Below are 26720 nucleotides of genomic sequence, written 5' to 3' on the forward strand. Positions count from 1 at the left end.
CCGCTGAAATTTATAGGTGGGAACGGTCGGCCATAGGATGACGAATTGGTTGCTCGTTCAGGTCAAGAGAAGTATCACGACCAGACGCTCAGGCGTAGGGCGATACATAAAAACAGGATGACGAAACCATGTCTGATCGCATCGATAGAGACGTGATTAATGCGCTTATTGCGGGCCATTTTGCGGATCCTTTTTCCGTACTGGGCATGCATAAAACCGAGGCCGGGCTGGAAGTCCGCGCGTTGTTGCCGGACGCCACCGAAGTGTGGGTTATCGAACCAAAAACCGGCCGCAAGGTCGGCAAGCTGGAATGCCTTGATTCCCGTGGATTCTTCAGCGGCGTGCTGGCGCGCCGTAAAAACTTTTTCCGTTATCAGCTGGCGGTCATCTGGCACGGCCAGCAAAACCTGATTGACGACCCGTATCGCTTCGGCCCGCTGTTGCAGGAAATGGACGCGTGGCTGCTGTCGGAAGGGACGCACCTGCGTCCTTATGAAACGCTTGGCGCGCATGCGCAAACCATGGACGGCGTCACGGGCACCCGCTTTACGCTCTGGGCGCCCAACGCGCGGCGCGTTTCCGTGGTCGGGCAGTTCAACTACTGGGACGGACGACGTCACCCGATGCGTTTTCGCAAAGAAAGCGGCATCTGGGAACTGTTTGTCCCCGGCGCGCATAACGGTCAGCTCTATAAATTTGAAATGATTGATGCCAACGGCAATCTGCGTATTAAAGCTGACCCTTACGCGTTTGAGGCGCAGATGCGCCCGGAAACGGCATCAATGATTTGCGATCTGCCGGAAAAAACCACTATCAGCCCGGCGCGGCAAAAAGCCAACCAGATGGATGCGGCGATTTCCATCTATGAGGTGCATTTAGGCTCCTGGCGTCGCCATACCGATAACAACTTCTGGTTGAGCTATCGTGAGCTCGCCGAGCAGCTGGTGCCCTATGTAAAAGGCATGGGATTCACCCATATCGAACTGCTGCCGGTTAACGAGCATCCCTTTGACGGCAGCTGGGGTTACCAGCCGCTGGGGCTGTATGCGCCGACCCGCCGCTTCGGCACCCGCGATGACTTCAAATACTTTATTAATGCTGCCCATGCCGCCGGGCTGAACGTGATCCTCGACTGGGTGCCGGGGCATTTCCCGAGCGATGAATTTGGTCTGGCAAATTTTGACGGCACTGAACTTTACGAGCACAGCGACCCGCGCGAAGGCTATCACCAGGACTGGAACACGCTGATCTATAACTACGGTCGCCGTGAGGTCAGCAACTATCTGGTGGGCAACGCCCTGTACTGGACCGAACGTTTCGGCATCGACGCTCTGCGCGTGGATGCCGTGGCGTCGATGATTTATCGCGATTACAGCCGCGCCGAAGGCGAGTGGATCCCCAATGAATACGGCGGACGCGAAAACCTCGAAGCCATTGAGTTTCTGCGCAATACCAACCGCGTGCTGGGGGAACAGGTGCATGGCGCGGTGACCATGGCCGAAGAGTCCACCGATTTCCCGGGCGTGTCGCGCCCTCCTTCAGCGGGCGGCCTTGGCTTCTGGTTTAAATGGAACCTGGGCTGGATGCACGACACCCTTGACTACATGAAGCTCGATCCGGTGTACCGTCAGTACCATCACGACAAAATGACCTTCGGGATGCTTTACAACTACACCGAAAACTTTGTGCTGCCGCTGTCGCACGATGAAGTGGTCCACGGCAAAAAATCGATTCTCGATCGTATGCCTGGCGACGCGTGGCAGAAATTTGCCAACCTTCGCGCCTATTACGGCTGGATGTGGGCGTTCCCGGGTAAAAAGCTGCTGTTTATGGGTAACGAATTCGCCCAGGGCCGCGAGTGGAACCACGACTCCAGCCTCGACTGGCATCTGCTGGAAGGCGGCGACAACTGGCATCACGGCGTTCAGCGGTTAGTGCGCGACCTGAACCATACCTATCGCCACCATAAAGCCATGCATGAGCTGGATTTCGATCCCAATGGCTTTGAATGGCTGGTGGTGGAAGATAAAGCCAACTCGGTGTTTGTTTTCGTGCGCCGCGATCGCGAGGGCAATGAAATCATCGTCGCCGCTAACTTTACGCCGGTACCGCGCCATGAGTACCGCTTCGGCGTCAATCAGCCGGGCCGCTGGCGTGAAGAGCTGAACACCGACTCGATGCACTATCACGGCAGCAATACCGGCAACGGCGGTATCGTGCAGACCGACGCTATCCCGAGCCATGGACGCGATAACTCGCTGTGCATCACCATTCCGCCGCTGGCGACTATCTGGCTAGTCCGGGAGGGGGAATGAGCCTGCTGGCTACCGGTGATCCAGCGCCGCTCGGCGCGCACTTTGACGGAAAGGGCGTGAACTTCACCCTGTTTTCCGCTAATGCGGAAAAAGTTGAGCTGTGCTTGTTTGATGAGCAGGGGAATGAGCATCGCTATGATTTACCGGCGCGTACCGGCGATATCTGGCACGGTTATCTGGCCAATATCCGCCCCGGACAGCGCTACGGTTATCGGGTTCACGGTCCCTGGGCCCCGCACCAGGGGCATCGTTTTAATCCCGCTAAATTACTGCTCGACCCCTGCGCGCGCGCCGTTGACGGCGATGTTGAAGATTCGCCGCTGCTACACGGCGGCTATCAGGAGCCGGACCACCGCGACAGCGCGCTCATCGCGCCGAAGGGCGTGGTGATTCAGGACGACTACGACTGGGAAGATGATCAATTGCTGTATACGCCCTGGGGCGAGACGGTGATTTATGAAGGCCACGTGCGCGGCCTGACGCAGCTGCATCCGAAAATTCCCACGGCCATGCGCGGCACCTATTCCGCGCTGGGCCATCCGGTGATGATCGACTATTTCAGGCGCCTGGGGATCACGGCGCTGGAGCTGCTGCCTGTCGCCAACTTCGCTAACGAGCCGCGACTTCAACGCCTGGGGTTAACCAATTACTGGGGATACAACCCGTTCGCATTATGGTGCGTGTCCCCGCGATATGCCATAAATCAGGATGTTAGCGCGGCGCTCAATGAATTTCGCGATGCGGTTAAAGCGCTGCATCGCGCGGGAATCGAGGTCATCCTGGATATCGTTCTCAACCATACGGCGGAGATCGATGAAGAAGGGCCGACCTATTCCATGCGCGGAATCGATAACCGTAGCTATTATTGGTTACAGGATAACGGCGACGATCATAACTGGACCGGTTGCGGCAACACCGTGAATTTAAGCCATCCCGGCGTGGTGGATTTCGCCATGGGCTGCCTGAAGTTCTGGGTGGAAGAGTGCCATGTCGACGGTTTCCGCTTCGACCTGGCGTCAGTGATGGGGCGTACCCCGGAGTTCCGTCAGGATGCGCCGCTGTTTGAGGCTATCCGCCAGGATCCGGTGTTGTCGAAAGTGAAGCTGATTGCTGAGCCGTGGGATATCGGCGCAGGCGGCTACCAGGTGGGGAACTTCCCGCCGCTGTTCGCGGAGTGGAACGACCATTTTCGTGACGGGATGCGACGCTTCTGGTTGCAACAGGATCTTTCGTTAGGCGGTTTCGCCTGCCGGTTTGCCGGCTCCAGCGACATCTTTCGCGACGATGGCCGCCCGCCGTCCGCCAGCGTTAATTTAATCACTGCCCATGACGGTTTTACGCTGCGCGACTGCGTGAGCTTTAACGGCAAACACAACGAAGCCAACGGTGAAGATAATCGCGACGGCACTACCCACAACTATAGTAATAACTATGGTTTTGAAGGGCTGGAGGCGGGGCAACATATTAAAGAGCGGCGGCGCGACAGCATCCACGCGCTGCTAACGACGTTATTGCTTTCTCAGGGCACCCCGATGCTGCTGGCCGGTGATGAACACGGCCATAGCCAGCACGGCAATAATAACGCCTACTGTCAGGACAACGAATTAACCTGGCTCGACTGGGCCCATAGCAATGACGGTTTAACGAACTTTACAGCGGCGCTCATTCACCTGCGCAAGACGATTCCGGCGCTGACCGCGAACCGCTGGTGGGATGAAGGTGACGACAACGTCCGCTGGTTGAATCGAGAGGGTCAACCTCTCCGGGCTGATGAGTGGCAAGGGGGTCCGCGCTATCTGCAGATCCAGCTTTCCGATCGTTGGCTTATTGCGATCAATGCAACCGATGTGGTGTCAGAGATCGTCTTACCCCAAGGGGAATGGCGTGCTATCCCCCCATTTGCCGGAGAGGACAATCCGGTAGTAATGGCTGTATGGCATGGGCCCGCGCACGGAGTGTGCGTATTCCAAAAGTCATAATAAAAGGAGTCAGTCATGGTTAGGTTTGAAAAGAACGATCCTCTGATGTTAGCGCGGCAACTGCCTATAAAATCTGTCGCTTTGATACTGGCGGGTGGACGTGGCACGCGCCTCAAAGATTTAACCACTACCCGAGCAAAACCCGCTGTTCACTTTGGCGGTAAGTTCCGCATCATCGACTTTGCGTTATCCAACTGCATTAACTCAGGCATCCGCCGGATTGGGGTGATCACCCAGTACCAGTCTCATACGCTGGTCCAGCATATCCAGCGCGGCTGGTCGTTCTTCAGCGAAGAGATGAACGAGTTTGTCGATCTGCTGCCCGCGCAGCAGCGCGTACATGGCGAAAACTGGTATCGCGGCACGGCAGATGCCGTCACCCAGAACCTCGATATTATCCGGCGCTATAAGGCTGAATACATCGTGATTCTGGCGGGAGACCACATCTATAAGCAAGATTACTCGCGCATGTTGATCGATCATGTGGAAAAAGGCGCGCGTTGTACCGTGGCCTGTATGCCGGTTCCTAAGGCGGAAGCGACGGCATTTGGCGTAATGGATGTTGACGAGCACGACAAAATTATCGATTTCGTCGAAAAACCGGCCGATCCGCCGACCATGCCGAACGACCCGAGCAAATCGCTGGCCAGTATGGGGATTTATATCTTCGATGCTGAATATCTGTATGAGCTGCTGGAAGAGGATGACAACGATCCAAACTCCAGCCACGATTTCGGCAAAGATATTATCCCTAAACTGACGGCGGCGGGGGAAGCATATGCCCACCCGTTCCCGCTCTCCTGCGTACAGTCCGATCCGGACGCAGAGCCCTACTGGCGTGATGTCGGGACGCTGGAAGCCTACTGGAAAGCCAACCTCGATCTGGCGTCGGTCACGCCTGAACTGGACATGTACGATCGCGATTGGCCTATTCGTACCCACATGGAACCGCTACCGCCTGCTAAATTTGTACAGGACCGATCCGGCAGTCACGGGATGACGCTGAACTCGCTGGTGTCCGGCGGATGCATTATTTCCGGCTCTGTGGTGGTGCAGTCGGTGCTGTTCCCCCGGGTTCGGGTGAATTCATTCTGTAATATTGATTCTTCAGTATTGTTGCCAGACGTCTGGATTGGCCGTTCGTGCCGCCTGCGTCGCTGCATTATTGACCGTGCCTGCGTGATCCCTGAAGGTATGGTAATTGGCGAAAATGCGGAAGAAGATGCTCGCCGGTTCTATCGTTCCGAAGAAGGGATTGTCTTGGTTACGCGCGAGATGCTCAGGAAACTGGAAGGGTAATTGCGCAGGGAATAACCGCGCGGCGCAGGTCGCGCGGTTGAGTTTCGCGTTTGGCGCGCTTTTTCGCGCCGGGTAATTGAACGGGAGCCATAATGCAGGTTTTACACGTTTGTTCTGAAATGTTTCCGCTACTGAAAACAGGTGGTCTGGCGGATGTAATTGGGGCGTTGCCCGCCGCGCAGATTGCCGATGGCGTGGATACCCGCGTGCTGTTGCCCGCCTTCCCTGATATTCGACGCGGCGTCACCGATGCTCAGCAGGTCGCGCATCGCGACACCTTTGCCGGGCCGGTTACGCTGCTGTTCGGGCATTTCAACGGCGTCGGTATCTACATGATTGACGCACCGGATCTGTATGATCGCCCGGGGAGCCCTTATCACGATACCAACCAATATGCGTATCCGGATAACGTCATCCGCTTTGCGCTGCTGGGTTGGGCAGGCTGTGAAATGGCGTGCGGATTCGATCCCTTCTGGAAGCCGGACGTGGTACACGCCCACGACTGGCATGCGGGCCTTGCGCCTGCGTACCTTGCCGCGCGCGGCCATCCGGCGAAATCGGTGTTTACGGTGCATAACCTGGCCTATCAGGGCATGTTCTATGCGCACCATATGAGCGAAATTGGTCTGCCGTGGTGGTTCTTCGACATTAACGGTCTGGAGTTCAACGGACAAATTTCATTCTTAAAAGCCGGGCTTTACTACGCCGACCATATCACGGCGGTCAGCCCGACTTATGCCCGCGAAATTACCGAGCCGCAGTTCGCTTACGGTATGGAGGGGCTACTGCAACAGCGCCATCGCGAAGGCCGGCTGTCCGGCATCCTCAACGGGGTGGATGAGAATATCTGGGACCCGTCAACGGACCTGCTCTTGTCTGCCCGATATAACCGCGATACGTTAGAAGAGAAAGCAGAAAACAAACGCCAGCTGCAAATTGCCATGGGACTGAAGGTGAATGACAAAGTCCCGCTGTTTGCGGTGGTGAGTCGACTTACCAGCCAGAAAGGTCTCGACCTGGTGCTGGAAGCGCTGCCGGGCCTGCTGGAGCAGGGCGGGCAGTTGGCATTGCTTGGCGCGGGTGATGCGGTGTTGCAGGAGGGTTTCCTTGCCGCCGCTGCCGAACATCCGGGTCAGGTTGGGGTACAGATTGGTTATCACGAAGCGTTTTCCCACCGCATTATGGGCGGCGCAGATGTGATCCTGGTGCCCAGCCGTTTTGAGCCGTGCGGTTTAACGCAGCTCTACGGTTTGAAATATGGCACGCTGCCGCTGGTGCGCCGCACCGGTGGCTTAGCGGATACCGTGTCAGATAGCTCGCTGGAGAATTTAGCCGATGGAATGGCCAGTGGTTTCGTGTTTGAAGATAGTAATGCCTGGTCGCTGCTACGTGCGATTCGGCGTGCTTTCGTGTTGTGGTCGCGTCCATCACTTTGGCGGTTTGTTCAGCGTCAGGCGATGGGCATGGATTTTAGCTGGCATGTTGCGGCGAAGTCTTACCGCGAACTTTATCAACGCTTGATGTAACTATCCTGGAATCACATGTATGAATGCACCCTTTTCCTATTCATCCCCCACAGTCAGCGTTGAGGCGCTAAAGCATTCCATTGCTTATAAGCTGATGTTTACCATTGGTAAAGATCCGGCTATCGCCAATAAACACGAATGGCTGAACGCCACGCTGTTTGCCGTGCGGGATCGGCTGGTGGAGCGCTGGTTGCGCTCCAATCGTGCGCAGCTCTCGCAGGAAATGCGCCAGGTTTACTACCTGTCGATGGAATTTCTGATTGGCCGCACCCTCTCTAACGCGTTGCTGTCGTTGGGTATTTATGACGATGTTAAAGACGCGCTTGAAGAGATGGGGCTCGACCTGGAAGAATTGATCGATGAAGAGAACGACCCTGGCCTCGGCAACGGCGGTCTCGGGCGGCTCGCCGCCTGCTTCCTGGACTCGCTGGCGACCTTAGGGCTGCCGGGCCGCGGTTACGGTATTCGCTACGACTACGGCATGTTCCGGCAGAATATCGTCGATGGCCGTCAAAAAGAGTCCCCGGATTACTGGCTGGAGTATGGCAACCCGTGGGAGTTCAAACGTCACAACACCCGCTACAAAGTGCGCTTTGGCGGGCGTATCCAGCAGGAGGGTAAGAAAACCCGCTGGATCGAAACCGAAGAGATCCTGGCGGTGGCGTATGACCAGATCATCCCCGGTTACGATACTGACGCCACCAACACGCTGCGCCTGTGGAATGCCCAGGCGAGTAGCGAAATCAATCTCGGTAAATTTAACCAGGGCGACTACTTCGCGGCGGTGGAAGATAAAAACCACTCCGAAAACGTCTCCCGCGTGCTTTATCCCGATGATTCAACCTATTCGGGGCGCGAGCTGCGGTTGCGTCAGGAGTATTTCCTGGTGTCGGCCACTATTCAGGATATCCTGAACCGCCATTACCAGATGCATAAAACCTATGCCAATCTGGCGGATAAAATTGCCATCCACCTGAATGACACGCACCCGGTGTTGTCGATTCCGGAACTGATGCGTTTACTGATCGACGAACATAAGTTTGGCTGGGATGAAGCCTTCGAAGTCACCTGCCAGGTGTTCTCCTACACCAACCACACGTTGATGAGCGAGGCGCTGGAAAGCTGGCCGGTGGATATGCTGGGCAAAATCCTGCCGCGCCATCTGCAAATCATTTTCGAGATCAACGATTACTTCCTGAAAACTGTTCAGGAGCAGTACCCGAACGATACCGCGCTGCTGAGCCGCACCTCGATTATCGACGAATCCAATGGCCGTAAAGTGCGTATGGCCTGGCTGGCGGTCGTTGTGAGCCACAAGGTCAACGGCGTGTCGGAGCTGCATTCAAACCTGATGGTGCAATCGCTGTTCGCCGATTTCGCGCGCATTTTCCCGATGCGTTTCTGCAACGTGACCAACGGCGTCACGCCGCGCCGCTGGCTGGCGCTGGCGAACCCGGCGCTATCCGAAGTGCTGGATGACAACATTGGCCGCAACTGGCGCACCGATTTGAGCCAGTTGAGCGAGCTGAAGCAGCATATCGATTATCCGCTGGTGAACCAGGCGGTGCGTCAGGCCAAGCTGGAAAATAAAAAGCGGCTGGCGAACGTCATTGCCCAGCAGCTGGATGTGGTGGTGAACCCGAAAGCGCTGTTTGATGTGCAGATTAAGCGTATTCACGAGTACAAACGCCAGTTGATGAATGTCCTGCACGTGATCACCCGCTATAACCGCATCAAAGCCGATCCAAATGCCGACTGGGTGCCGCGCGTAAATATTTTTGCCGGTAAAGCCGCCTCGGCGTACTACATGGCCAAGCACATTATTCACCTGATCAACGATGTGGCCGAGGTGATCAATAACGATCCCGACGTGCGTGACCATCTGAAAGTGGTGTTTATCCCGAACTACAGCGTCAGCCTGGCGCAGGTGATCATCCCGGCAGCGGATCTCTCCGAGCAGATCTCACTGGCGGGTACTGAAGCGTCCGGCACCAGTAACATGAAGTTTGCGCTTAACGGCGCGCTGACTATCGGCACGCTGGATGGCGCCAATGTGGAAATGCTGGAGCACGTGGGGGCGGAGAATATCTTTATCTTCGGCAACACGGCGGAGCAGGTCGAAGAGCTGCGTCGCAAAGGGTATAAGCCGCGTGAGTACTACGAGCAGGATGAAGAGCTGCATCTGGCGTTAACGCAGATCGGCACCGGCGTCTTTAGCCCGGACGATAAAAACCGTTACCGCGATCTGCTGGATTCGCTGATTAACTTTGGCGATCACTATCAGGTGCTGGCGGATTACCGCAGCTACGTGGACACCCAGGATAAAGTTGACGAGCTGTATCGCCAGCCGGAAGCCTGGTCGACCTGCGCGATGCAGAATATCGCCAATATGGGGTATTTCTCATCCGACCGGACGATTCAGGAGTACGCCGAAAATATCTGGAATATCAAGCCCGTCAGGTTGTAAACATTATAAAAAAACGGCGGAGATCCTCCGCCGTTTTTATTTTAAGACGCTAATGACAGCTCTTGTTTGGTGTATTTGGTAAGCCAGGCCGCAATGCGCGACTCCTGCCCGGCATCCAGCCACATGCCCAATTTGGTGCGACGCCACAGCGCGTCATCCAGACGGCGCACCCATTCGTGGTCCACCAGGTAACGCAGTTCCGCTTCGTAAAACTCATGGCCGAAATCCTCGCCCAGTTCGTCGAGACGACTGCTGTTGCCCAGAATCAGCTCGCTGTTAGAACCGTAGGTCCGCGCATAGTGGCGCGCCAGCGATTCGCTGATGAACGGATAACGACGACGCAGTTTCGCGGCATAGTCATCGCGATCGCCATTCAGTTCTCCGCCGGGCAGAACACAGCTTTTTGTCCAGGCCGGGCCCATAGAAGGATAATAGTTAGCGAGTTTCTCCAGCGCATGTTCCGCCAGCTTGCGGTAGGTGGTCAGCTTGCCGCCGAACACCGACAGCAGCGGCGCCTGGCCGTTTTCATCGTGAATATCCAGCGTGTAATCGCGGGTGATGGCCTGCGGCGAATCGGATTCGTCATCGCACAGCGGGCGCACGCCGGAGTAAGTCCACACCACGTCATCGCGGCTAAGCTGCTTTTTAAAGTGCAGGTTGTACACCTTCAGCAGGTAGTTGATTTCGCTTTCATCAATCGCCACCTGTTTCGGATCGCCTTTATACTCCACATCGGTGGTGCCGATGATCGAAAACTCGTCCATCCACGGGATCACAAACACGATGCGCTTGTCTTCATTTTGCAGGATATAAGCCTGCTTCTGTTGATGGACGCGCGGCACCACAATGTGGCTGCCTTTGATCAGGCGGATACCGTAAGGCGACGGCAGTTTCAGCCCGTCATCGAAGAAGTTTTTCACCCACGGGCCGGTGGCGTTAACCAGGCCACGCGCGCGCCAGGTATAAGTTTTACCGGTGTCGATATCCTCGGCTTCCACCACCCACAGGCCGTTTTCGCGGCGGGCGGAGGTGGCTTTGGTGCGGGTCATGACTTCGCCGCCTTTCTTCACCACCATCTGCGCGTTCGCGAGCACTAAACGCGCATCGTCCACCCAGCAGTCAGAATATTCGAAACCGCGCACGATCTCCGGCTTCAGAACCGAATCCGCGCCAAAGCGCAAACCGTGCGAGCGCGGCAGGCTGGTGCGTTTACCAAGGTTATCGTACATAAACAGGCCTGCGCGGATCATCCAGGCCGGGCGTAAATGCGGGCGGTGCGGCAGGCGAAAACGCATCGGGAACGCGATATGCGGAGCCATTTTCAGCAATACTTCGCGCTCCGCCAGCGCCTCGCTGACCAGACGGAATTCGTAATGTTCCAGGTAGCGCAGGCCACCGTGGATCAGTTTCGAACTTGCCGATGAGGTGGCACAGGCCAAATCCTGCGCTTCCAGCATCAGCACTGATAAACCGCGCCCGGCCGCATCCACCGCAATGCCTGCGCCGTTAATGCCTCCGCCTATCACAATCAGATCTTTGGTTTCCATGCTTGCCTCTTGCACTTTCGTTAAAGCTCAAAAATGTTCGTTATCGCTCATAATAGCAAATCTCCCGGTCGTTTGGTAACAAGAAAAAAACAATTTCGCGTGATACACATAACAATATGGCGCGCCGCCCTGCTCAACACGTACACTTAAACGGTAAACCTGAAACAACCGGTCTATGACCGGGTCATGTGAATAACCGTAGAGAATGAGAGCGACCATGGATCACTTTGAATGTATTGGTGTTGAAGAAGCGCACCAGAAAATGCAGCGCGGCGCCGCCGTGCTGGTGGATATTCGCGATCCGCAAAGTTATGCGATTGGTCACGCGCCCGGCGCGTTTCATTTAACCAACGACACGCTGAACAACTTTATGCAGCAAACGGATTTCGACACCCCGGTAATGGTGATGTGCTATCACGGCAACAGCAGTAAAGGCGCGGCGCAGTATCTGCTGCAGCAGGGCTATGAAAATGTGTATAGCGTGGATGGCGGTTTTGATGCCTGGCATCGGCACTTTCCTGCTGAAGTGGCTTATAAGCTGGGTTGATTAGCGTATATACTCCCTTTCTTTGTGTGGAAAACGGCGTTTATTGATGGTACTGATTACGACTTTTGCCAATCCGCGAATGGCCCAGGCCTTTGTGGACTACATGGCCACGCAGGGCGTTGTTCTGACCATTCAGCAGCACAGCCAGACAGATGTCTGGCTGGCTGACGATCAACAGGCCGATCGGGTGCAGGGCGAACTGGCGAAATTTCTCGACGACCCGAACGATCCGCGCTACCTGGCTGCCAGCTGGCGCACCGGCCATACCGACAGCGGCCTGCATTATCGCCGTTATCCGTTTATGGCAACGCTGCGCGAACGCGCCGGTCCGTTCACCATTGGGCTTGCCTGCGTTTGTATCGCGGTTTATGTCCTGATGCTGATGGTGGGCGACCAGGCGGTGATGGTTTGGCTGGCCTGGCCTTATGACTCAAGTCTCGATTTTGAATTCTGGCGCTACTTTACCCACGCGCTGCTTCACTTCTCGATCATGCATATCACCTTTAATTTGTTATGGTGGTGGTATCTCGGCGGGCCGGTGGAAAAACGTCTTGGCAGCGGCAAACTGATTGTGCTGACGCTGGTTTCCGCGCTATTGAGCGGCTACGTACAGCATCAATTCAGCGGCGCCTGGTTTGGCGGCTTATCCGGCGTGGTCTATGCGCTGATGGGCTACGTCTGGCTACGCGGTGAGCGCGATCCCGACAGCGGCATTGTTATGCCGCGCGGTTTAATGGTTTTTGCGCTGCTGTGGCTGGTTGCCGGTTGGTTCGATCTGTTTGGGTTCTCAATTGCCAATGCCGCGCACCTGACCGGGCTGCTGGTAGGGCTGGCGATGGCGTTCGTTGACTGCCTTAATTTGCGAAAACGAACATAATTCAGTGCAGTGCAGGAGAAAAGAGTGAAGCAAACACAGCGTCATGACGCCATTATTGAACTTGTTAAAAAACAAGGGTATGTCAGCACTGAAGAGCTGGTGGAGCAATTTTCCGTCAGCCCGCAGACCATTCGCCGCGATTTAAACGATCTGGCCGATCAAAATATGATTCTGCGCCATCACGGCGGCGCGGCGCTGCCGTCCAGTTCCGTCAACACCTCATGGCACGACCGTAAGGCCACCCAGACCATGGAGAAGGCGCGTATCGCCCAGCGCGTCGCCAGCCAAATCCCTAATGGCGCTACGCTGTTTATTGATATCGGCACCACGCCGGAAGCGGTAGCCCACGCGCTGTTGAACCATGAAAACCTGCGTATCGTGACCAACAACCTCAACGTCGCCAATACGCTGATGGTAAAGGATGATTTCCGTATCATTCTGGCGGGCGGCGAACTGCGCAGCCGCGACGGTGGGATCATCGGCGAGGCGACTCTGGATTTTATTTCCCAGTTTCGGCTGGATTTCGGCATTCTCGGGATCAGCGGCATCGACAGCGACGGCTCGCTGTTAGAGTTCGATTACCATGAAGTGCGCACCAAGCGGGCGATTATTGAAAACTCGCGCCACGTGATGCTGGTGGTGGATCACTCGAAGTTTGGCCGTAACGCCATGGTCAATCTGGGCAGTATCAGCCTGGTGGATGCGGTTTATACTGATACTGCGCCGCCTGCGGGGGTGTTGCAGGTGATCCGCGAACATAACATCCAGCTGGAACTCTGCTGACAGCACCCAGCGTTGCCGGGTGCCTTTATACCCCGTATCCCATCATTTTAAGCAGTTGCTGGGCATGCTGCACCGCTGCCTGGCGATGGGCGACGCCCAGTTTCTGATACAAATTGCGGATATGGGTTTTGATGGTAGTGGCCGCTACGTCCAGCTCGCCAGCGATTTGATCGTTGCTGTAACCGGAATAAATCAGCCCCAGCACCTGCCATTCGCGCTGGGTGAGCGGGCTGGTGCGGATCAGTTCCGGCACTTCAGGATGGGTTAATAAACGCGTGACAAAATTCTCGTCAAAATGGGCGAACTTGTGCCGATGATGCTGGTTGATTTCGCGCAGAATCAACTGCGCGCGATGCTGCTCCAGCTCCGGCAGGGTATTGAGTTGGATCAGCTGACGCAACTGCTGCGCCATGGCTTCGCCCTCAATCACGAAATGGCTGACGAAACCGGTGCGGTTGGAGAGCGTGAGCGCTTCCAGCAGCACGCGCTGGGCGTCGCTCTTGCGGCCTGATTGCCAGTAAAGCTGATTCAACAGCAGCAGATTGCGGTTGATATCGCTCATCAGGCGCAGGCTACGCGCGTTTTCGTTCAGCTCTTCCAGCACCATCTCCGCCGGATCGAAATCCCCCAGCAGAATTTGCGCACGGGCGATATTGCGCCACTGACTCTGCAGAAAATGATTATCCGCTGAGCCGGGCTTTGGCGTCTGGCGCAGCCAGTTGGCGGCGGCGGTTTTATCGCCGGTCATTTGCCAGTAGATCACCCGCACTTTATCGGCGTTCGACACCCAGTCGCTGTGATACGGGCCGTTGCCTAACAGGTTTTCCAGACGGTTGAGATGGCTGCGGGCATTATCCAGCGCGCCGCGCGCCAGCGAGCTTTGCACCAGCAGCGCAAGGCACTGCAACTGCTGCTGGGGCTGGTAATTCGCCAGAACCTCAATGCCCTGACGGGCGCAGGCTTCCGCCTCATCCAGACGCGCCCAGGCCCACAGCAGCTGTGCCCGGATACGCAGCAAAAATTCATGCAGGGGTAGCTGTTCCAGATGCTGTTCGCGAATAAGCGTGAAGGCTTTATCCTGGGTTTCCCAGGCGGCCTGCAAAAAGCCCTGGGCAAACAGGATTTCGCTTTGCTGGATCAGACTCCACAGGGCGTAGTGCCAGACGTCATGGCGACGGGCCATCATCTCGGTTTGCTGCATCACCGCCAGCGACTGGCTAAGCTCGCCTTTGCAGTGCAGCACTTCGCCGTGTACCGAGGTGGCGACAATACGGCTGTAGTAGCTAGCCAGCGGTAGCATTTCCAGCGCGATAATCGACAGCCGCTCCGCCTCTTGCGGATCGCCGTCGTTAATCGCCACCTGGGCGCGCAGCGCGTTAAATTCGCCCTGTAATGTCTCGTCCATCTCACCGTTCATTTCCTGTTCGGCGCGGGCGAGCAGGGTGTTGACTTCGCCGTAGCGATGCTGGCTTTGCATCAGCCAGGCCTGCAACAGCACCAGTTTCGGGTTAGCCAGCAGGCTCTCCCAGGGCAGCGCTTTCAGGGACTCTTCCAGCAGCGTCAGTTCGCTGTGGTTGAACAAGCCCCAGGCGTGATTGAGCAGAATATCGCGCAGCATGGCGGCATCGCCTGCCGCCAGCGCGTGATGAATGGCTTCGCCAGGGAAACCCTGCGCCATCCAGCCTTCAGCGGCAGCGCGATGAATTTCCGGCAATTGCGTCGCCAGTTCCCACTGGCAGCGCTGGCGCAGGAAGTTACCAAACAGAGGATGATAGCTGAACCACTCGCCGCTATCGTCCATGCGTTGCAGGAAAAGACCCTGGCGCTCAATCTCTTCCAGCCGCATCTGGCCGTTTTCTTCGCCCGTAACGCGCACGATCAGCGCATCGTTCATCGAGCGCAGCAGCGCGCTTTTCAGCAGAAATTTGCGCACATCAACATCGATATTATCCAGCACTTCATCCACCAGATAATCAGACAGATGGCTGGCATTAATCCCCGCCAGGCGACGGGCGGACTGATGCGCCGAGGTATTATTTTGACGGGCGGAGAGGGCGATAAGCTGCAACGCGGTCGCCCATCCGGCGACGTCATCGCACATCTTGTTGCTTTCAGCCGGTTCGATAGGGGCGTTCAGGCGACAATCAAAAAACTGTCTGGCTTCCTGATGGGTAAAAGCCAGTTGCTGGCTGCCGATTTCCAGCAGTTGGTCGCGCACCCGCAAGTTAGCAATGCCGAGCTGGGGCAAATTGCGCGATAGCACCACCAGACTGACATTTTCCGGCTGATGGCGCAGAAAGAAACGCATGGCATCGTGGATCACCGGGTTGGTGATGAGATGATAATCGTCAATCACCAGATACAGCGGACGTTCCCAGTCAGAGAGTTCAATAAATAACTGGGCAAACAGGGAGTTAAGGCTGGCGTACTGGCGTTTTTGCGCCATCACCTCGCTGGTCGGGCAATGGCCGCCCGTGGCCTGTTGGATCGCCGCAATCAAATAAATGGCGAAGCGCTCTTGTTGGTTATCTCCTTCATCCAGAGAAAACCATCCGAGATACTGTTTACCGGAGGCCCACTGGGAAACCAGCGTGGTTTTGCCATAGCCCGCCGGGCTGGTGACAAGCGCCAGTCGATAGTGATGCGCGCTACTCAATTTCGCTAAAAGCCGTTCACGTAAAACGGTATTTTCCAGGCGAACCGGGCGACTTAATTTAGACGGTATCAACATAGATGGTCACTTCACTGTGTAATCCAGGCCGAAGGATTTATTTTGCGCCTCGTAATTAATACAGGCATTAGGGTCGGACACCCTAAGAAGTATTGCAAGTTATGTCGATTTTAATAGCGGGTAAAGTTGCACTAAGTCACATTTCGATAACTATTATAAATGTTACTACGACATTTGAATGAGGTGAGACGGGGCTTGCAGAAGCGGTAGCGATGGCTTCCCCGGTTTTTGAGAGTTATCGCTAATGTAAATATATACATCATGAATTATGGCACGGGGCCGACAGGGGTATTTACAGATTGTGATGGCTGAGAAGATTTACAGAAAGCGGTTGAAAGGTAATTTGAGACTGTATTGAGTGTCTGGGATCACATTTTTGCCTACTCCCCACTACTCCTCCCTGCCTAATCCCCCGCAGGATGAGGAATTCGCCGTGGCTGCCAGGCACACTAGCGCTAATGCCATTACTTTTTACAGGACCCTTGTTTCTATGTCGCAGACGACGTTTGACAATACCCAGTTTGAGGCCGCCCTGACGCGTCAGTGGCGACGTTTTGGTTTATCTGCCGCCAGTGAGATGACGTCCCGCCAGTGGTGGCACGCCGTCAGCGCCGCGCTGGCGGAAATGCTGCGCGCCCAGCCGAGGGTTCAGCCTGAAGCCAACCAGCGCCATGTAAACTACATCTCAATGGAATTCCTGATTGGCCGTCTGACCGGCAACAACCTGCTCAACCTGGGCTGGTATCAGGCGGTGAGCGACGCGCTGGCGAGCCACAGCGTCAACCTGACCGATCTGCTGGAAGCGGAAACCGACCCGGCGCTGGGTAACGGTGGTCTTGGGCGTCTGGCGGCCTGTTTCCTGGACTCTATGGCGACGGTCGGCCAGGCGGCAACCGGCTATGGCCTGAACTATCAGTACGGCCTGTTTCGCCAGTCCTTCGAAGACGGCAAGCAGATGGAAGCGCCGGATAACTGGCATCGCGAAGGCTACCCGTGGTTCAGCCACAACGAGGCGCTGGATGTGCAGGTGGGCATTGGCGGCAAACTGGTGAAAAACGGCGGCCAGCAGGTCTGGGAACCGGGTTTTATCATCACCGGTCAGGCCTGGGATTTGCCGGTGCTGGGCTATCAGAACGGCGTGGCACAGCCGCTGCGCTTGTGGCAGGCCACCCACGCGCATCCGTTCAACCTGACCAAATTCAACGATGGCGACTTCCTGCGCGCCGAGCAGCAGGGCATCGATGCGGATAAGCTCACCAAAGTGCTCTATCCGAACGACAACCATCAGGCCGGTAAAAAGCTGCGTCTGATGCAGCAGTATTTCCAGTGCGCCTGCTCCATTGCCGATATCCTGCGCCGCCATCACTATCTGGGCCGCTCGCTTAACGAACTGCCGGATTATGAAGTGATTCAGCTCAACGATACCCATCCGACCATTGCTATCCCGGAACTGCTGCGCGTGCTGATTGACGAGCACCAGATGAGCTGGGATGACGCCTGGGCTATCACCAGCAAAACCTTCGCTTATACCAACCACACCTTAATGCCTGAAGCGCTGGAGTGCTGGGACGAGCGGCTGATCCGCACCCTGCTGCCGCGCCACATGCAAATCATTAAAGAGATCAACGCGCGCTTCAAAGTGCTGGTGGACAAGACCTGGCCGGGCGACGAGGCGGTGTGGGCCAAACTGGCGGTGGTGTATGACAAACAAGTGCGTATGGCGAACCTGTGCGTGGTGAGCGGTTTCGCGGTCAACGGGGTGGCGGCGCTGCACTCGGATCTGGTGGTGAAAGATCTGTTCCCGGAATATCACCAGCTGTGGCCGACCAAATTCCACAACGTGACCAACGGTATTACGCCGCGTCGCTGGATCAAACAGTGCAACCCGGAACTGGCGACGCTCATCGACAAGACGCTGAACAAAGCGTGGGTGAACGATTTAGATGCGCTGGCGGATCTGGAAAAGTATGCCGATGACGCCGATTTCCGTAACGAATACCGCGCCATCAAACAGCGCAACAAGGCCAGGCTGGCTGCTTTCGTTAAAGCGCGCACCGGCATTGAAATCAGCCCGGAAGCCCTGTTCGATATCCAGATTAAACGCCTGCACGAATACAAGCGCCAGCACCTTAACCTGCTGCATATTCTGGCGATGTACAAGGAAATCCGCGAAAACCCGCAAGCTGACCGCGTGCCGCGCGTGTTCCTGTTCGGCGCGAAAGCCGCGCCGGGGTATTACCTTGCCAAAAACATCATCTACGTGATCAATAAAGTGGCCGATGCGATCAACAACGATCCGCGAGTGGGCGACAAACTGAAAGTGGTGTTCCTGCCGGATTACTGCGTGTCGGCAGCGGAGAAAATGATCCCGGCGGCGGATATTTCCGAGCAAATTTCTACCGCCGGTAAAGAAGCTTCCGGCACCGGCAACATGAAACTGGCGCTTAACGGCGCGCTCACCGTCGGCACACTGGACGGGGCGAACGTTGAAATTGCCGAGAAAGTGGGCGTGGAAAACATCTTTATCTTTGGCCTGACGGTAGACGAAGTCAAAGTGCTGAAAGCCAAAGGCTACGACCCGGTGAAATGGCGTAAAAAAGACAAACTGCTGGATGCGGTGCTGAAAGAGCTGGAAAAGGGCGTCTATGCCGATGGCGACAAGCACGCTTTCGACCCGATGCTGCAAAGCATCGGCAAAGCGGGCGGCGACCCGTATCTGCTGATGGCCGATTTCGCCTCCTACGTGGCGGCGCAAAAACAGGCGGATTTACTGTACCGCGACCAGGAAGCCTGGACACGAGCTGCTATCCTGAATACCGCGCGTTGCGGCATGTTCAGCTCTGACCGCTCGATTCGCGACTACCAGACCCGTATTTGGCAGGCCAAACGTTAAGGATATGCCATGGATAAACGCCTGAATAATGCCGCCCTTGAGGCGGGTATTAGCGCTAATTACATTAATGCTCACGGCAAAGCTCAGGCGATTGGTCTGGAAACCAAGCGCCGCCTGCTGGAAGCGATGAACCGCACCCATGCGGTTAAAAAACCGGCTGCGGCGCCGATCCCCGGCGTAAAGGTGCTGCGTTCCAGCACCCGCATGGCGATTACCCTTGAGGGTAAAGGTGAATTTGAATGGCTGCTGACCACGGAAGCGGGCAAGCAGCATAAGGGAAGCGCGACGGGCGGCGACAGCCTGCGGCTTCCCGCCAAATTAGCGTTGGGCTACCACACCCTGACGCTGAAGCAGCAATCTCAGCAGTGGGAATGCCGGTTGATCGTCGCGCCAAAACGCTGCTTTGAACCGGAAACTATCGTTAAAGGCGAAAAAATCTGGGGTGCCTGCGTACAGCTCTACACTTTGCGCTCGCGCACCAACTGGGGGATTGGCGATTTCGGCGATCTGAAACGGATGCTGGTGTCCGTGGCGCAACGGGGTGGCAGCTTTATCGGCCTGAACCCGATCCACGCGCTCTATCCTGCTAATCCGGAAAGCGCCAGCCCTTACAGCCCGTCATCGCGCCGCTGGATGAACGTCATTTATATCGACGTTAACGCCATTGACGATTTCCAACAAAGCGAAGAGGCGCGCAGCTGGTGGGAAATGCCTACCACCCAGCAGTCTCTGAAAGCGGCCCGGGATGCGCAGTGGGTGGATTATTCTGCGGTGACCGCCCTGAAAATGGCGGGCCTGCGCATGGCCTGGAAGCAGTTTTCCCTGCGTGGCGAGGATGATCAACAGGTGCGCGCGTTTCGCGATTTTGTCGACAGCGAAGGCGACAGCCTCTACTGGCAGGCCGCGTTTGATGCGCTGCACGCCGAACAGGTGAAAGAGGACGAACTGCGCTGGGGCTGGCCGGTCTGGCCCGAAGGCTATCAGTCCATCGACAGCCCGCAGGTGAAAGCCTTTTGTCAAGCCCATGCCGACGACATCCGCTTCTATCTGTGGCTGCAATGGCTGGCCTGGAAACAGTTCGCGGAGTGTTGGGAAACCAGTCAGTTACACGGTATGCCGGTCGGCCTGTATCGCGACCTGGCGGTGGGCGTGGCGGAAGGCGGCGCGGAGACCTGGTGCGACCGCGAGCTGTACTGCCTGAAAGCGTCGGTCGGCGCGCCGCCGGATATTCTCGGGCCGCTCGGTCAAAACTGGGGATTGCCGCCGATGGATCCGCACGTGATGACCGCGCGTGGTTACGAGCCGTTTATCCAGCTATTGCGCGCCAATATGACCCACTGCGGCGCGTTGCGCATCGATCACGTGATGTCCATGCTGCGGCTGTGGTGGATCCCTTACGGCGAAACCGCCGATCAGGGCGCTTACGTACATTATCCCGTGGATGATTTACTGGCTATCCTGGCGCTGGAAAGCGAGCGCCACCAGTGCATGGTGATTGGCGAAGATCTGGGCACCGTGCCGGTGGAGATCGTCGGCAAACTGCGCCAGAACGGGGTCTATTCCTACAAAGTGCTCTATTTCGAAAACGACTCCCGCAAGCATTATCGCCCCCCCCAGTCCTGGCCTGAGCAGGCGATGGCGGTGGCGACCACCCATGATTTACCGACGCTGCGCGGTTACTGGGAGAGCGGCGATTTAACGCTGGGTAAAACGCTGGGCCTTTACCCGGATGAAATCGTGCTGCGCGGGCTGTATGAAGATCGTGAACGTGCCAAACAGGGGCTGCTGGACGCGCTGCATCAGTACAACTGCCTGCCGAAAAGCGTGGGACGTAAAGCCAAAGGGATGAAGATGACGCCGCTGCTTAACCGGGCGATGCAGCGTTATATCGCTGATACGCACTGCGCCTTGCTTGGTTTGCAGCCGGAAGACTGGCTGGACATGGCGGACCCGGTCAACATTCCCGGCACCAGCTATCAGTATAAAAACTGGCGGCGTAAGTTATCCGCGCCCCTTGAGAAGATGTTCGCCGACGAAGGCGTCAACAAGCTGATTAAGGATCTGGATAAACGGCGCCGCGCGGCCTCGCGCAAACGTGAGGCACCGAAAACGAAGTAAACGGCAGACATAAAAAAGCCGCTGAATACCTCAGCGGCTTTTTTGTCTGCGGCGGTCAGCAGATTAGTAGTAAGAGTGCTCGCCGCGCTGGTGTTCGGTCAGGTCGCGCACGCCTTTCAGTTCCGGGAACTCGTTCAGCAGCTGCTTTTCGATCCCTTCCTTCAGCGTTACGTCTACCATCGAACAACCGTTACAGCCGCCGCCGAATTGCAGGATGGCGAAGCCTTCGTCGGTGATTTCCATCAGCGACACGCGGCCGCCGTGGCCAGCCAGCTGCGGGTTAATCTGCGATTGCAGCAGATACTCCACGCGCTCCATCAGCGGGGCGTCGTCGGATACTTTACGCATTTTGGCGTTCGGCGCTTTCAGCGTTAGCTGCGAACCTAACTGGTCGGTGACAAAGTCGATTTCCGCGTCTTCCAGATACGGAGCGCTTAACTCGTCCACGTAAGCGGTGAGATGTTCAAAGGTCAGCGCCGTGTCGCTGGCTTCGACCGCATCCGGCGGGCAGTATGACACGCCGCATTCTGCATTCGGCGTACCTGGGTTAATCACGAACACGCGGATTTGGGTGCCTTCTTCCTGGTTAGCCAGAAGTTTGACAAAGTGCGCCTGGGCAGCATCGGAAATACGAATCATAGCAATGGCCTAATAGTTGACTATTTTACCTGGTTATAATACGCCCATCATCGACCCTCTACAAGGTTCGACACAGGCACCATACCTGGACAGTCGCCGCGCCATGGCGATGCAATAATTTGGCAATTTCTCCCACCGTACTGCCCATTGTTACGACGTCATCCACAATAACGATATGGAGATCGCGCACGGGCAATTCAAGGCGAAATGCCGCGCGCAGGTTCTTTTTCCGCCATCGGGCACTGAGATGGTGCTGAACCCGCGTACTCCTGACGCGGCTTAATGCCCGCGCCTCATAGCGACAGCCCAGCCAGCGGGCGAGCGGTTTCGCCAGCAGCGCGCTCTGGTTAAACCCTCGTCGCCAGGCTCGCCGTCGATGTAGCGGCACGCTAATAATTAAATCGGGGGGCGGCAGCGCCAGTTCCTGCCGGGCCTGACGCACGCGCAGTAATATCAGCCGCGCCAACGGCTGGGCCAGGGCGGTTTGCCGGTAAAACTTCAGTCCCTGCACCAGCGTGCTCAATGGCGGACAGTAATCCGTTACGTAGAGCAACCGCTGCCAGGGCGGGGATTTTCGCAAGCAGCGGCCGCAGGGCAAGGTGGTGACAACCGCAGGCAAGCCGCAGATTGGGCAGCAGGGCGGTGGGGCGGGCAGCGCCGCGTAACAGCAGGAGCAGATCCCCCACCGGGAAACAGCAAGCGGCATCCTGCATAGCCAACACAAGGCGGGTACTGTTAGCATCGTGGTCTTCCTGACAAAAAAAGAGACTTTAGCGAATGAATGACATCTGGTGGCAGACCCGGGGAGAGGGAAATGTTGATCTTGTGCTGTTGCACGGATGGGGCCTGAATGCCGGCGTGTGGGATTGCATCAGCGAGCAATTAGCCTCGCAATTTACGCTGCATCTGGTTGATTTGCCAGGTTATGGGCGCAGTACCGGTTTCGGCGCGATGGATCTCGCCGCGATGGCGGATTGCGTGCTGCGTCAGGCCCCCCGCAATGCCATCTGGCTGGGCTGGAGCCTGGGCGGGCTGGTGGCGAGCCAAATCGCGTTAACGCACCCGGAACGGGTAGATGCGCTGGTGACCGTTGCCTCATCTCCTTGCTTCAGCGCCCGCGAAGAAGAGCAGTGGCCGGGGATTAAGCCCGCCGTGCTGGCCGGTTTTCAACAGCAGTTGAGTGAAGATTTTCAGCGTACCGTCGAGCGCTTCCTGGCGTTACAGACGCTGGGCACGGAAAGCGCCCGCCAGGACGCCCGCAGGCTGAAAGCGATTGTGCTGGATGCGCCGATGCCTTCCGTCGACGTGCTGAACGGCGGCCTGGAAATCCTCAGATCGGTGGATTTGCGCGACGAACTCGCCTCATTAACGATGCCGTTCTGGCGTTTATACGGGCGGCTGGATGGGCTGGTGCCGCGCAAGGTGGCGGCGTTGTTGGATGCGCGTTATCCGGGCAGCCAATCGGTAATGTTTGATAAAGCCGCCCATGCGCCATTTATTAACTATTCCGAAATGTTCTGCGAGGTGCTTTTTAGCCTGCGTCAGTCTCTGGTAAAAGTATAAATAACAGTCAATACTTAGAAAGTGGTTGTCCCACGGGCAATTTTTATTTTTTCGGCGCAGAGTCGCCCCCGCCAGGCATCACAAAACAACAAACCTTTCTAAGGAGTGTGAAGCTATGAAATTAGTTACTGGCCTTGTTACTTCTTTAGTTATCGGCTCGCTTTCTTTCGGCGTATTCGCAGCGAAAGAACTTGAGAAAGATAAAGTGGCAGGAATGAATTTGACCAAGATTGGCACGATTTCCACCAGCGATGAAACTGCGCCGATGGATGCCAAAAGAGAACTGTCGAAAAAAGCCGATGAAATGGGTGGCACCTACTATGTGATCACCAGCGCTGATAAGAAAACGCAGGATATCCGCGCAACCGCAGACGTCTACAAATAATGAAAAAGGCGGGGTAACCCGCCTTTTTTAGTGCCACTGCTTTCTTTATTTTGTGGTGCTATTGAAGCGTCCAGAACGTTTTTTGGCAAGCATTTCCTTCAGGGCAGCGTTGACAACTGCCTGACAAACACCCGCTCAAATCTTCCGTTACGCGTTTTGCCCGACCCATGGCTTCGAGTCGCGCCAGCATCGCGTCAATCATCGGACGCGGCGTGGCGAGCAGTTCGCTCATCCTGCTTGCCTCAAGACGTCCCTGCAACGCCAGCAAATCCCGTACCTGTATCAACGTTGCCATACGTTTACCTTAATGACAGTGGCTGGAGGAGGTTTCACAGCAGCCCTCCGCCGCCTTGCGCTGACCCAACACGCCGAGATCAACGCGGCTGCGCGCCCGGCGCAACAGCGTCAGCACCAGCACGTTAAACAGCACGACCGCCAGGATGCATACCAGACTGTATTGAGGATGCTGCTGGAAAGAGACGGTCTGGTAGTAAAGCGTCGAAAGCGAGTAAGCGATATTCAGCCCCCACAGAATAGAGAAGCCCATCCAGCTGCGGCTGGTTTCGCGGGCGATCGCCCCCATCACCGAAATGCACGGAATATATAACAGCACAAAAATCAGGTAGCTGTACGCCGACGCGCTGCTGCCGAATTTTGCGCTCATTACGCCCATCGTGCCGCTTTCCATTTCGCCGTCGCCTTTGCTGGCCTCAATGGGGTTCATCAGCACGCTCAGGCTGAAGGTCTCTTTCAGGCTCTGCCAGGTTTCTTCTACCGCGCCGCCCAGCTCATCGAGCAGGTTAAAGCTGGCGGCGTCGAATTCTTCCTGATGGATATTTTCGGCGGTGTACAGCGTGTTTAACGTGCCGACCACCACTTCTTTCGCCATCGCGCCGGTAAACAGCCCCACGGTGGCCTGCCAGTTATCTTCCTGGACGCCGATGGGCTTCAGCAGCGGGGTAAGCACCTGGCTCACCGACGCCAGTGCAGAGTCGTTGATGTTATCTACCGGCTTGCCGCTAAACGAAAAACTGTTTAACGCGCCGACGAAAATACTGACCACCACAATCACCTTCCCGGCGCGCATCACGAAGGACTTCAGGCGCTGCCAGGTTTGCAGCACCAGGCTTTTCAGATGTGGGACGTGATAAACCGGCAATTCCATCACGAACGGCGTCGCTTCGCCGCGCATGATGGTGTGCTTCAGCATCAGGCCGGTGAGGATCGCCATCACGATGCCCAGCAGATACAGCGAAAACACGACCAGCGCGCCCTGTTGGCCGAAGAACGCGGCGGCAAATACCGCGAAGATCGCCAGCCGCGCCCCACAGGACATAAACGGCGCCATCATCACGGTCATCAGTCGCTCGCGTGGAGCATCCAGGGTACGGGCGCCCATCACTGACGGCACGTTGCAGCCGAAGCCGACAATCAGCGGGACGAAGGATTTGCCGGGCAGGCCGAGGGACTGCATCAAACGGTCCATCACAAACGCCGCGCGCGCCATATAGCCGGAATCCTCAAGAAACGAGAGGAACAAATACATCATGCCGATTTGCGGCACCAGCGGCAGAACGGTATTGATACCCCCGCCAATTCCCTGCGCGAGGAAAATCGTCAGCCACTGGGGGAAATGGAACGTGGCGCCGACCCATTGCAAACCGTGAATAAAGATCGCTGCCGAACCGACGTCAAACAGCGGCTGCAACGCGCCGCCAATGTTAATCGCCAGCAGAAACATCAGGTACATCACCAGTAAAAACACCGGGATGCCGAGAAAACGGTTGATGACGATTTTATCCAGCACGGTAGTTAAGTGGTGGGGTTCCGCGGTTAAGCTGTTGCTGACGCTGTCGCAAATGGCGGCGATGCTCTGGTAACGCGCGTCGGCGATGTGCAGCGCCGGATCGTCCATTTCTTCGTTGAGTCGCGCTAACGCCACGCCCAGCTTTTGCGCCGCATCACCGGCAAACGCGCGGCTATAGATATCGCCTTCCAGCATCTGCAAACCCAGCCAGCGGCGCTGGGTGAACGGCATCTCGCCGGGCATCAGGTCAGCCAGATAGTTGGCTTCATGGCAAAGCGGTGCCGCGTAATGAACGTCGATCGCGCTTTGCATCTGATGGTCGCGATCGATAATCCGTTTCAGGGTATCGATGCCGCGCCCGCGCGTAGAAACCAGCGGCACCACAGGGCAGCCGAGGCGATTCGCCAGCGCGTCCACATCAATGCGAATTTGTTGTTTCTCGGCAATATCCAGCATGTTCAGGGCAACAATGCAGGGAATACCCAGCTCGCGAAGTTGTAGCGTCAAATAGAGGTTGCGTTCAAGATTTGAGGCGTCCACCACGTTAATCAGCAGATCGGCGTCGCCGCTCAGGAGGTAATGGCAGGCAATTTGTTCATCGAGCGAGGTCTGAGAGGAGATCGTCGTCAGAGAGTAGGTGCCGGGTAAATCCACCAGCGTGACCTGATGCTCGGGCGTGACGAAGAAGCCCTCTTTACGTTCAACGGTGACGCCAGCCCAGTTGCCTACCCGCTGCCGGGAACCGGTTAACTGGTTAAACAGAGTCGTTTTGCCCGAGTTCGGGTTGCCGATTAATCCAATGGTTAGCTTTTTCATAGGTCACTTTGAGTTCAAATCAGGACGTTGCTTCAACCTGTACCAACGCTAAATCCTTTTTGCGTAACACGAGGTTTACCCGGCGAGTGGAAATATGAATCGGATCGCCCAGCGGGGCGACGCGCACCACGTCAAAAGAGGAGCCGGGGAGTAAACCTAACGAAAGTAATTTTTGGCGGTAAGCCGGGCTAATTTCCCGGGCAAAGCCGGTGATTTTCCAGGTACTGTTAGCGCAAAATTGCATAGGGCCTTCTTGTCTTTCGTCGTCGGAAACACGGTTTCCATGACTGGAGGGCAGGCACAGGAAACCAAATTCATTTGCAGAAAAGGAATAATCTTGATGGAAAGGTATGATAATGAGAATGGTTTCTATCTTCAATGCAGAATATGTTGCTAAATACAATATTTAACCATTCATTGTTTTGGCG

19 protein-coding genes are annotated in these 26720 nt (G+C 56.3%); 12 read left to right on the forward strand and 7 right to left on the reverse strand.

What is annotated here, in order from left to right; translation table 11 throughout:
• Positions 1-128: 128 nt before the first annotated feature.
• The 5 genes from glgB to glgP all read left to right on the forward strand — a co-directional run bounded on the left by glgB (position 129) and on the right by glgP (position 9586).
• Positions 129-2315 carry a 1,4-alpha-glucan branching enzyme gene (gene glgB, locus GV764_RS16800; protein WP_161661120.1) on the forward strand — a complete coding sequence of 729 codons (2187 nt, stop codon included), beginning with the start codon at positions 129-131 and terminating at the stop codon, positions 2313-2315.
• A complete protein-coding gene (glgX, locus tag GV764_RS16805) occupies positions 2312-4294 on the forward strand; it encodes a glycogen debranching protein GlgX (protein ID WP_161661121.1) in 1983 nt (660 codons plus the stop codon). The genes glgB and glgX overlap by 4 nt, the downstream gene beginning before the upstream one ends.
• Positions 4295-4309: 15 nt before the next feature.
• Positions 4310-5593, forward strand: a complete 1284-nt coding sequence (glgC, locus tag GV764_RS16810; protein WP_125317941.1) for a glucose-1-phosphate adenylyltransferase — start codon at positions 4310-4312, stop codon at positions 5591-5593.
• A 92-nt stretch (positions 5594-5685) separates the two neighbouring features.
• Positions 5686-7119: a glycogen synthase GlgA gene (glgA, locus tag GV764_RS16815; RefSeq protein WP_125292589.1), complete on the forward strand. Its 1434-nt coding sequence runs from the start codon at positions 5686-5688 to the stop codon at positions 7117-7119.
• Positions 7120-7138: 19 nt separating this feature from the next.
• Positions 7139-9586 carry a glycogen phosphorylase gene (gene glgP, locus GV764_RS16820; protein WP_161661122.1) on the forward strand — a complete coding sequence of 816 codons (2448 nt, stop codon included), beginning with the start codon at positions 7139-7141 and terminating at the stop codon, positions 9584-9586.
• Positions 9587-9627: 41 nt separating this feature from the next.
• On the opposite strand, the gene glpD is transcribed toward glgP, so the two are convergent.
• Positions 9628-11133 (reverse strand): glycerol-3-phosphate dehydrogenase, encoded by a 1506-nt coding sequence (glpD, locus tag GV764_RS16825; RefSeq protein ID WP_161661123.1) that lies wholly within the window; start codon positions 11131-11133, stop codon positions 9628-9630.
• Between the two features lie 217 nt (positions 11134-11350).
• Here glpD and glpE point away from each other — a divergent pair, with 217 nt between their 5' ends.
• Genes glpE through GV764_RS16840 form a run of 3 tightly spaced genes read left to right on the forward strand, consistent with a single transcriptional unit; the run spans position 11351 to position 13340 of the window.
• The gene (glpE, locus tag GV764_RS16830; protein WP_144131671.1) at positions 11351-11680 is read left to right on the forward strand and encodes a thiosulfate sulfurtransferase GlpE; all 330 of its coding nucleotides are present in this window, start codon (positions 11351-11353) and stop codon (positions 11678-11680) included.
• A gap of 46 nt (positions 11681-11726) precedes the next feature.
• Positions 11727-12557: a rhomboid family intramembrane serine protease GlpG gene (gene glpG / locus GV764_RS16835; protein ID WP_161661124.1), complete on the forward strand. Its 831-nt coding sequence runs from the start codon at positions 11727-11729 to the stop codon at positions 12555-12557.
• Between the two features lie 24 nt (positions 12558-12581).
• Positions 12582-13340, forward strand: a complete 759-nt coding sequence (locus tag GV764_RS16840; protein WP_161661125.1) for a DeoR/GlpR family transcriptional regulator — start codon at positions 12582-12584, stop codon at positions 13338-13340.
• 25 nt (positions 13341-13365) lie between these two features.
• On the opposite strand, the gene malT is transcribed toward GV764_RS16840, so the two are convergent.
• Positions 13366-16071 (reverse strand): HTH-type transcriptional regulator MalT, encoded by a 2706-nt coding sequence (gene malT / locus GV764_RS16845; protein ID WP_161661126.1) that lies wholly within the window; start codon positions 16069-16071, stop codon positions 13366-13368.
• Between the two features lie 490 nt (positions 16072-16561).
• On the opposite strand from malT, the gene malP reads away from it, so the two are divergent.
• The gene (gene malP, locus GV764_RS16850; protein WP_161661127.1) at positions 16562-18964 is read left to right on the forward strand and encodes a maltodextrin phosphorylase; all 2403 of its coding nucleotides are present in this window, start codon (positions 16562-16564) and stop codon (positions 18962-18964) included.
• A gap of 9 nt (positions 18965-18973) precedes the next feature.
• A complete protein-coding gene (gene malQ / locus GV764_RS16855; RefSeq protein ID WP_161661128.1) occupies positions 18974-21082 on the forward strand; it encodes a 4-alpha-glucanotransferase in 2109 nt (702 codons plus the stop codon).
• Positions 21083-21145: 63 nt separating this feature from the next.
• On the opposite strand, the gene nfuA is transcribed toward malQ, so the two are convergent.
• Together nfuA and gntX are read right to left on the reverse strand one after the other, a co-directional pair.
• On the reverse strand, positions 21146-21721 hold the full coding sequence (nfuA, locus tag GV764_RS16860; protein WP_002436473.1) for a Fe-S biogenesis protein NfuA: 576 nt from the start codon (positions 21719-21721) through the stop codon (positions 21146-21148).
• 58 nt (positions 21722-21779) lie between these two features.
• A complete protein-coding gene (gene gntX, locus GV764_RS16865; RefSeq protein WP_161661129.1) occupies positions 21780-22463 on the reverse strand; it encodes a DNA utilization protein GntX in 684 nt (227 codons plus the stop codon).
• A gap of 35 nt (positions 22464-22498) precedes the next feature.
• Here gntX and bioH point away from each other — a divergent pair, with 35 nt between their 5' ends.
• Positions 22499-23284, forward strand: a complete 786-nt coding sequence (gene bioH / locus GV764_RS16870) for a pimeloyl-ACP methyl ester esterase BioH (protein WP_161661130.1) — start codon at positions 22499-22501, stop codon at positions 23282-23284.
• 115 nt (positions 23285-23399) lie between these two features.
• Complete coding sequence (locus GV764_RS16875; RefSeq protein WP_161661131.1) at positions 23400-23669, forward strand: YdgH/BhsA/McbA-like domain containing protein; 270 nt, start codon at positions 23400-23402, stop codon at positions 23667-23669.
• A 58-nt stretch (positions 23670-23727) separates the two neighbouring features.
• Here GV764_RS16875 and feoC read toward each other — a convergent pair whose 3' ends face one another.
• Genes feoC through feoA form a run of 3 tightly spaced genes read right to left on the reverse strand, consistent with a single transcriptional unit; the run spans position 23728 to position 26536 of the window.
• The gene (feoC, locus tag GV764_RS16880) at positions 23728-23964 is read right to left on the reverse strand and encodes a [Fe-S]-dependent transcriptional repressor FeoC (protein WP_161661132.1); all 237 of its coding nucleotides are present in this window, start codon (positions 23962-23964) and stop codon (positions 23728-23730) included.
• Positions 23965-23973: 9 nt separating this feature from the next.
• Positions 23974-26292, reverse strand: a complete 2319-nt coding sequence (feoB, locus tag GV764_RS16885; RefSeq protein ID WP_161661133.1) for a Fe(2+) transporter permease subunit FeoB — start codon at positions 26290-26292, stop codon at positions 23974-23976.
• A 19-nt stretch (positions 26293-26311) separates the two neighbouring features.
• Positions 26312-26536, reverse strand: a complete 225-nt coding sequence (feoA, locus tag GV764_RS16890; RefSeq protein ID WP_161661134.1) for a ferrous iron transporter A — start codon at positions 26534-26536, stop codon at positions 26312-26314.
• Between the last annotated feature and the right edge of the window lie 184 nt (positions 26537-26720).

Source organism: Atlantibacter hermannii (assembly GCF_009907385.1).
Classification (GTDB): Bacteria; Pseudomonadota; Gammaproteobacteria; order Enterobacterales; family Enterobacteriaceae; genus Atlantibacter; species Atlantibacter hermannii_A.

What these genes read in the sequence shown, in the direction of transcription:
- glgB (WP_161661120.1), top strand. Translation starts at nt 129, where the DNA reads ATGTCTGATCGCATCGATAGAGACGTGATTAATGCGCTTATTGCGGGC.
- glgX (WP_161661121.1), top strand. Translation starts at nt 2,312, where the DNA reads ATGAGCCTGCTGGCTACCGGTGATCCAGCGCCGCTCGGCGCGCACTTT.
- glgC (WP_125317941.1), top strand. Translation starts at nt 4,310, where the DNA reads ATGGTTAGGTTTGAAAAGAACGATCCTCTGATGTTAGCGCGGCAACTG.
- glgA (WP_125292589.1), top strand. Translation starts at nt 5,686, where the DNA reads ATGCAGGTTTTACACGTTTGTTCTGAAATGTTTCCGCTACTGAAAACA.
- glgP (WP_161661122.1), top strand. Translation starts at nt 7,139, where the DNA reads ATGAATGCACCCTTTTCCTATTCATCCCCCACAGTCAGCGTTGAGGCG.
- glpD (WP_161661123.1), bottom strand. Translation starts at nt 11,133, where the DNA reads ATGGAAACCAAAGATCTGATTGTGATAGGCGGAGGCATTAACGGCGCA.
- glpE (WP_144131671.1), top strand. Translation starts at nt 11,351, where the DNA reads ATGGATCACTTTGAATGTATTGGTGTTGAAGAAGCGCACCAGAAAATG.
- glpG (WP_161661124.1), top strand. Translation starts at nt 11,727, where the DNA reads ATGGTACTGATTACGACTTTTGCCAATCCGCGAATGGCCCAGGCCTTT.
- malT (WP_161661126.1), bottom strand. Translation starts at nt 16,071, where the DNA reads ATGTTGATACCGTCTAAATTAAGTCGCCCGGTTCGCCTGGAAAATACC.
- malP (WP_161661127.1), top strand. Translation starts at nt 16,562, where the DNA reads ATGTCGCAGACGACGTTTGACAATACCCAGTTTGAGGCCGCCCTGACG.
- malQ (WP_161661128.1), top strand. Translation starts at nt 18,974, where the DNA reads ATGGATAAACGCCTGAATAATGCCGCCCTTGAGGCGGGTATTAGCGCT.
- nfuA (WP_002436473.1), bottom strand. Translation starts at nt 21,721, where the DNA reads ATGATTCGTATTTCCGATGCTGCCCAGGCGCACTTTGTCAAACTTCTG.
- gntX (WP_161661129.1), bottom strand. Translation starts at nt 22,463, where the DNA reads ATGCTAACAGTACCCGCCTTGTGTTGGCTATGCAGGATGCCGCTTGCT.
- bioH (WP_161661130.1), top strand. Translation starts at nt 22,499, where the DNA reads ATGAATGACATCTGGTGGCAGACCCGGGGAGAGGGAAATGTTGATCTT.
- GV764_RS16875 (WP_161661131.1), top strand. Translation starts at nt 23,400, where the DNA reads ATGAAATTAGTTACTGGCCTTGTTACTTCTTTAGTTATCGGCTCGCTT.
- feoC (WP_161661132.1), bottom strand. Translation starts at nt 23,964, where the DNA reads ATGGCAACGTTGATACAGGTACGGGATTTGCTGGCGTTGCAGGGACGT.
- feoB (WP_161661133.1), bottom strand. Translation starts at nt 26,292, where the DNA reads ATGAAAAAGCTAACCATTGGATTAATCGGCAACCCGAACTCGGGCAAA.
- feoA (WP_161661134.1), bottom strand. Translation starts at nt 26,536, where the DNA reads ATGCAATTTTGCGCTAACAGTACCTGGAAAATCACCGGCTTTGCCCGG.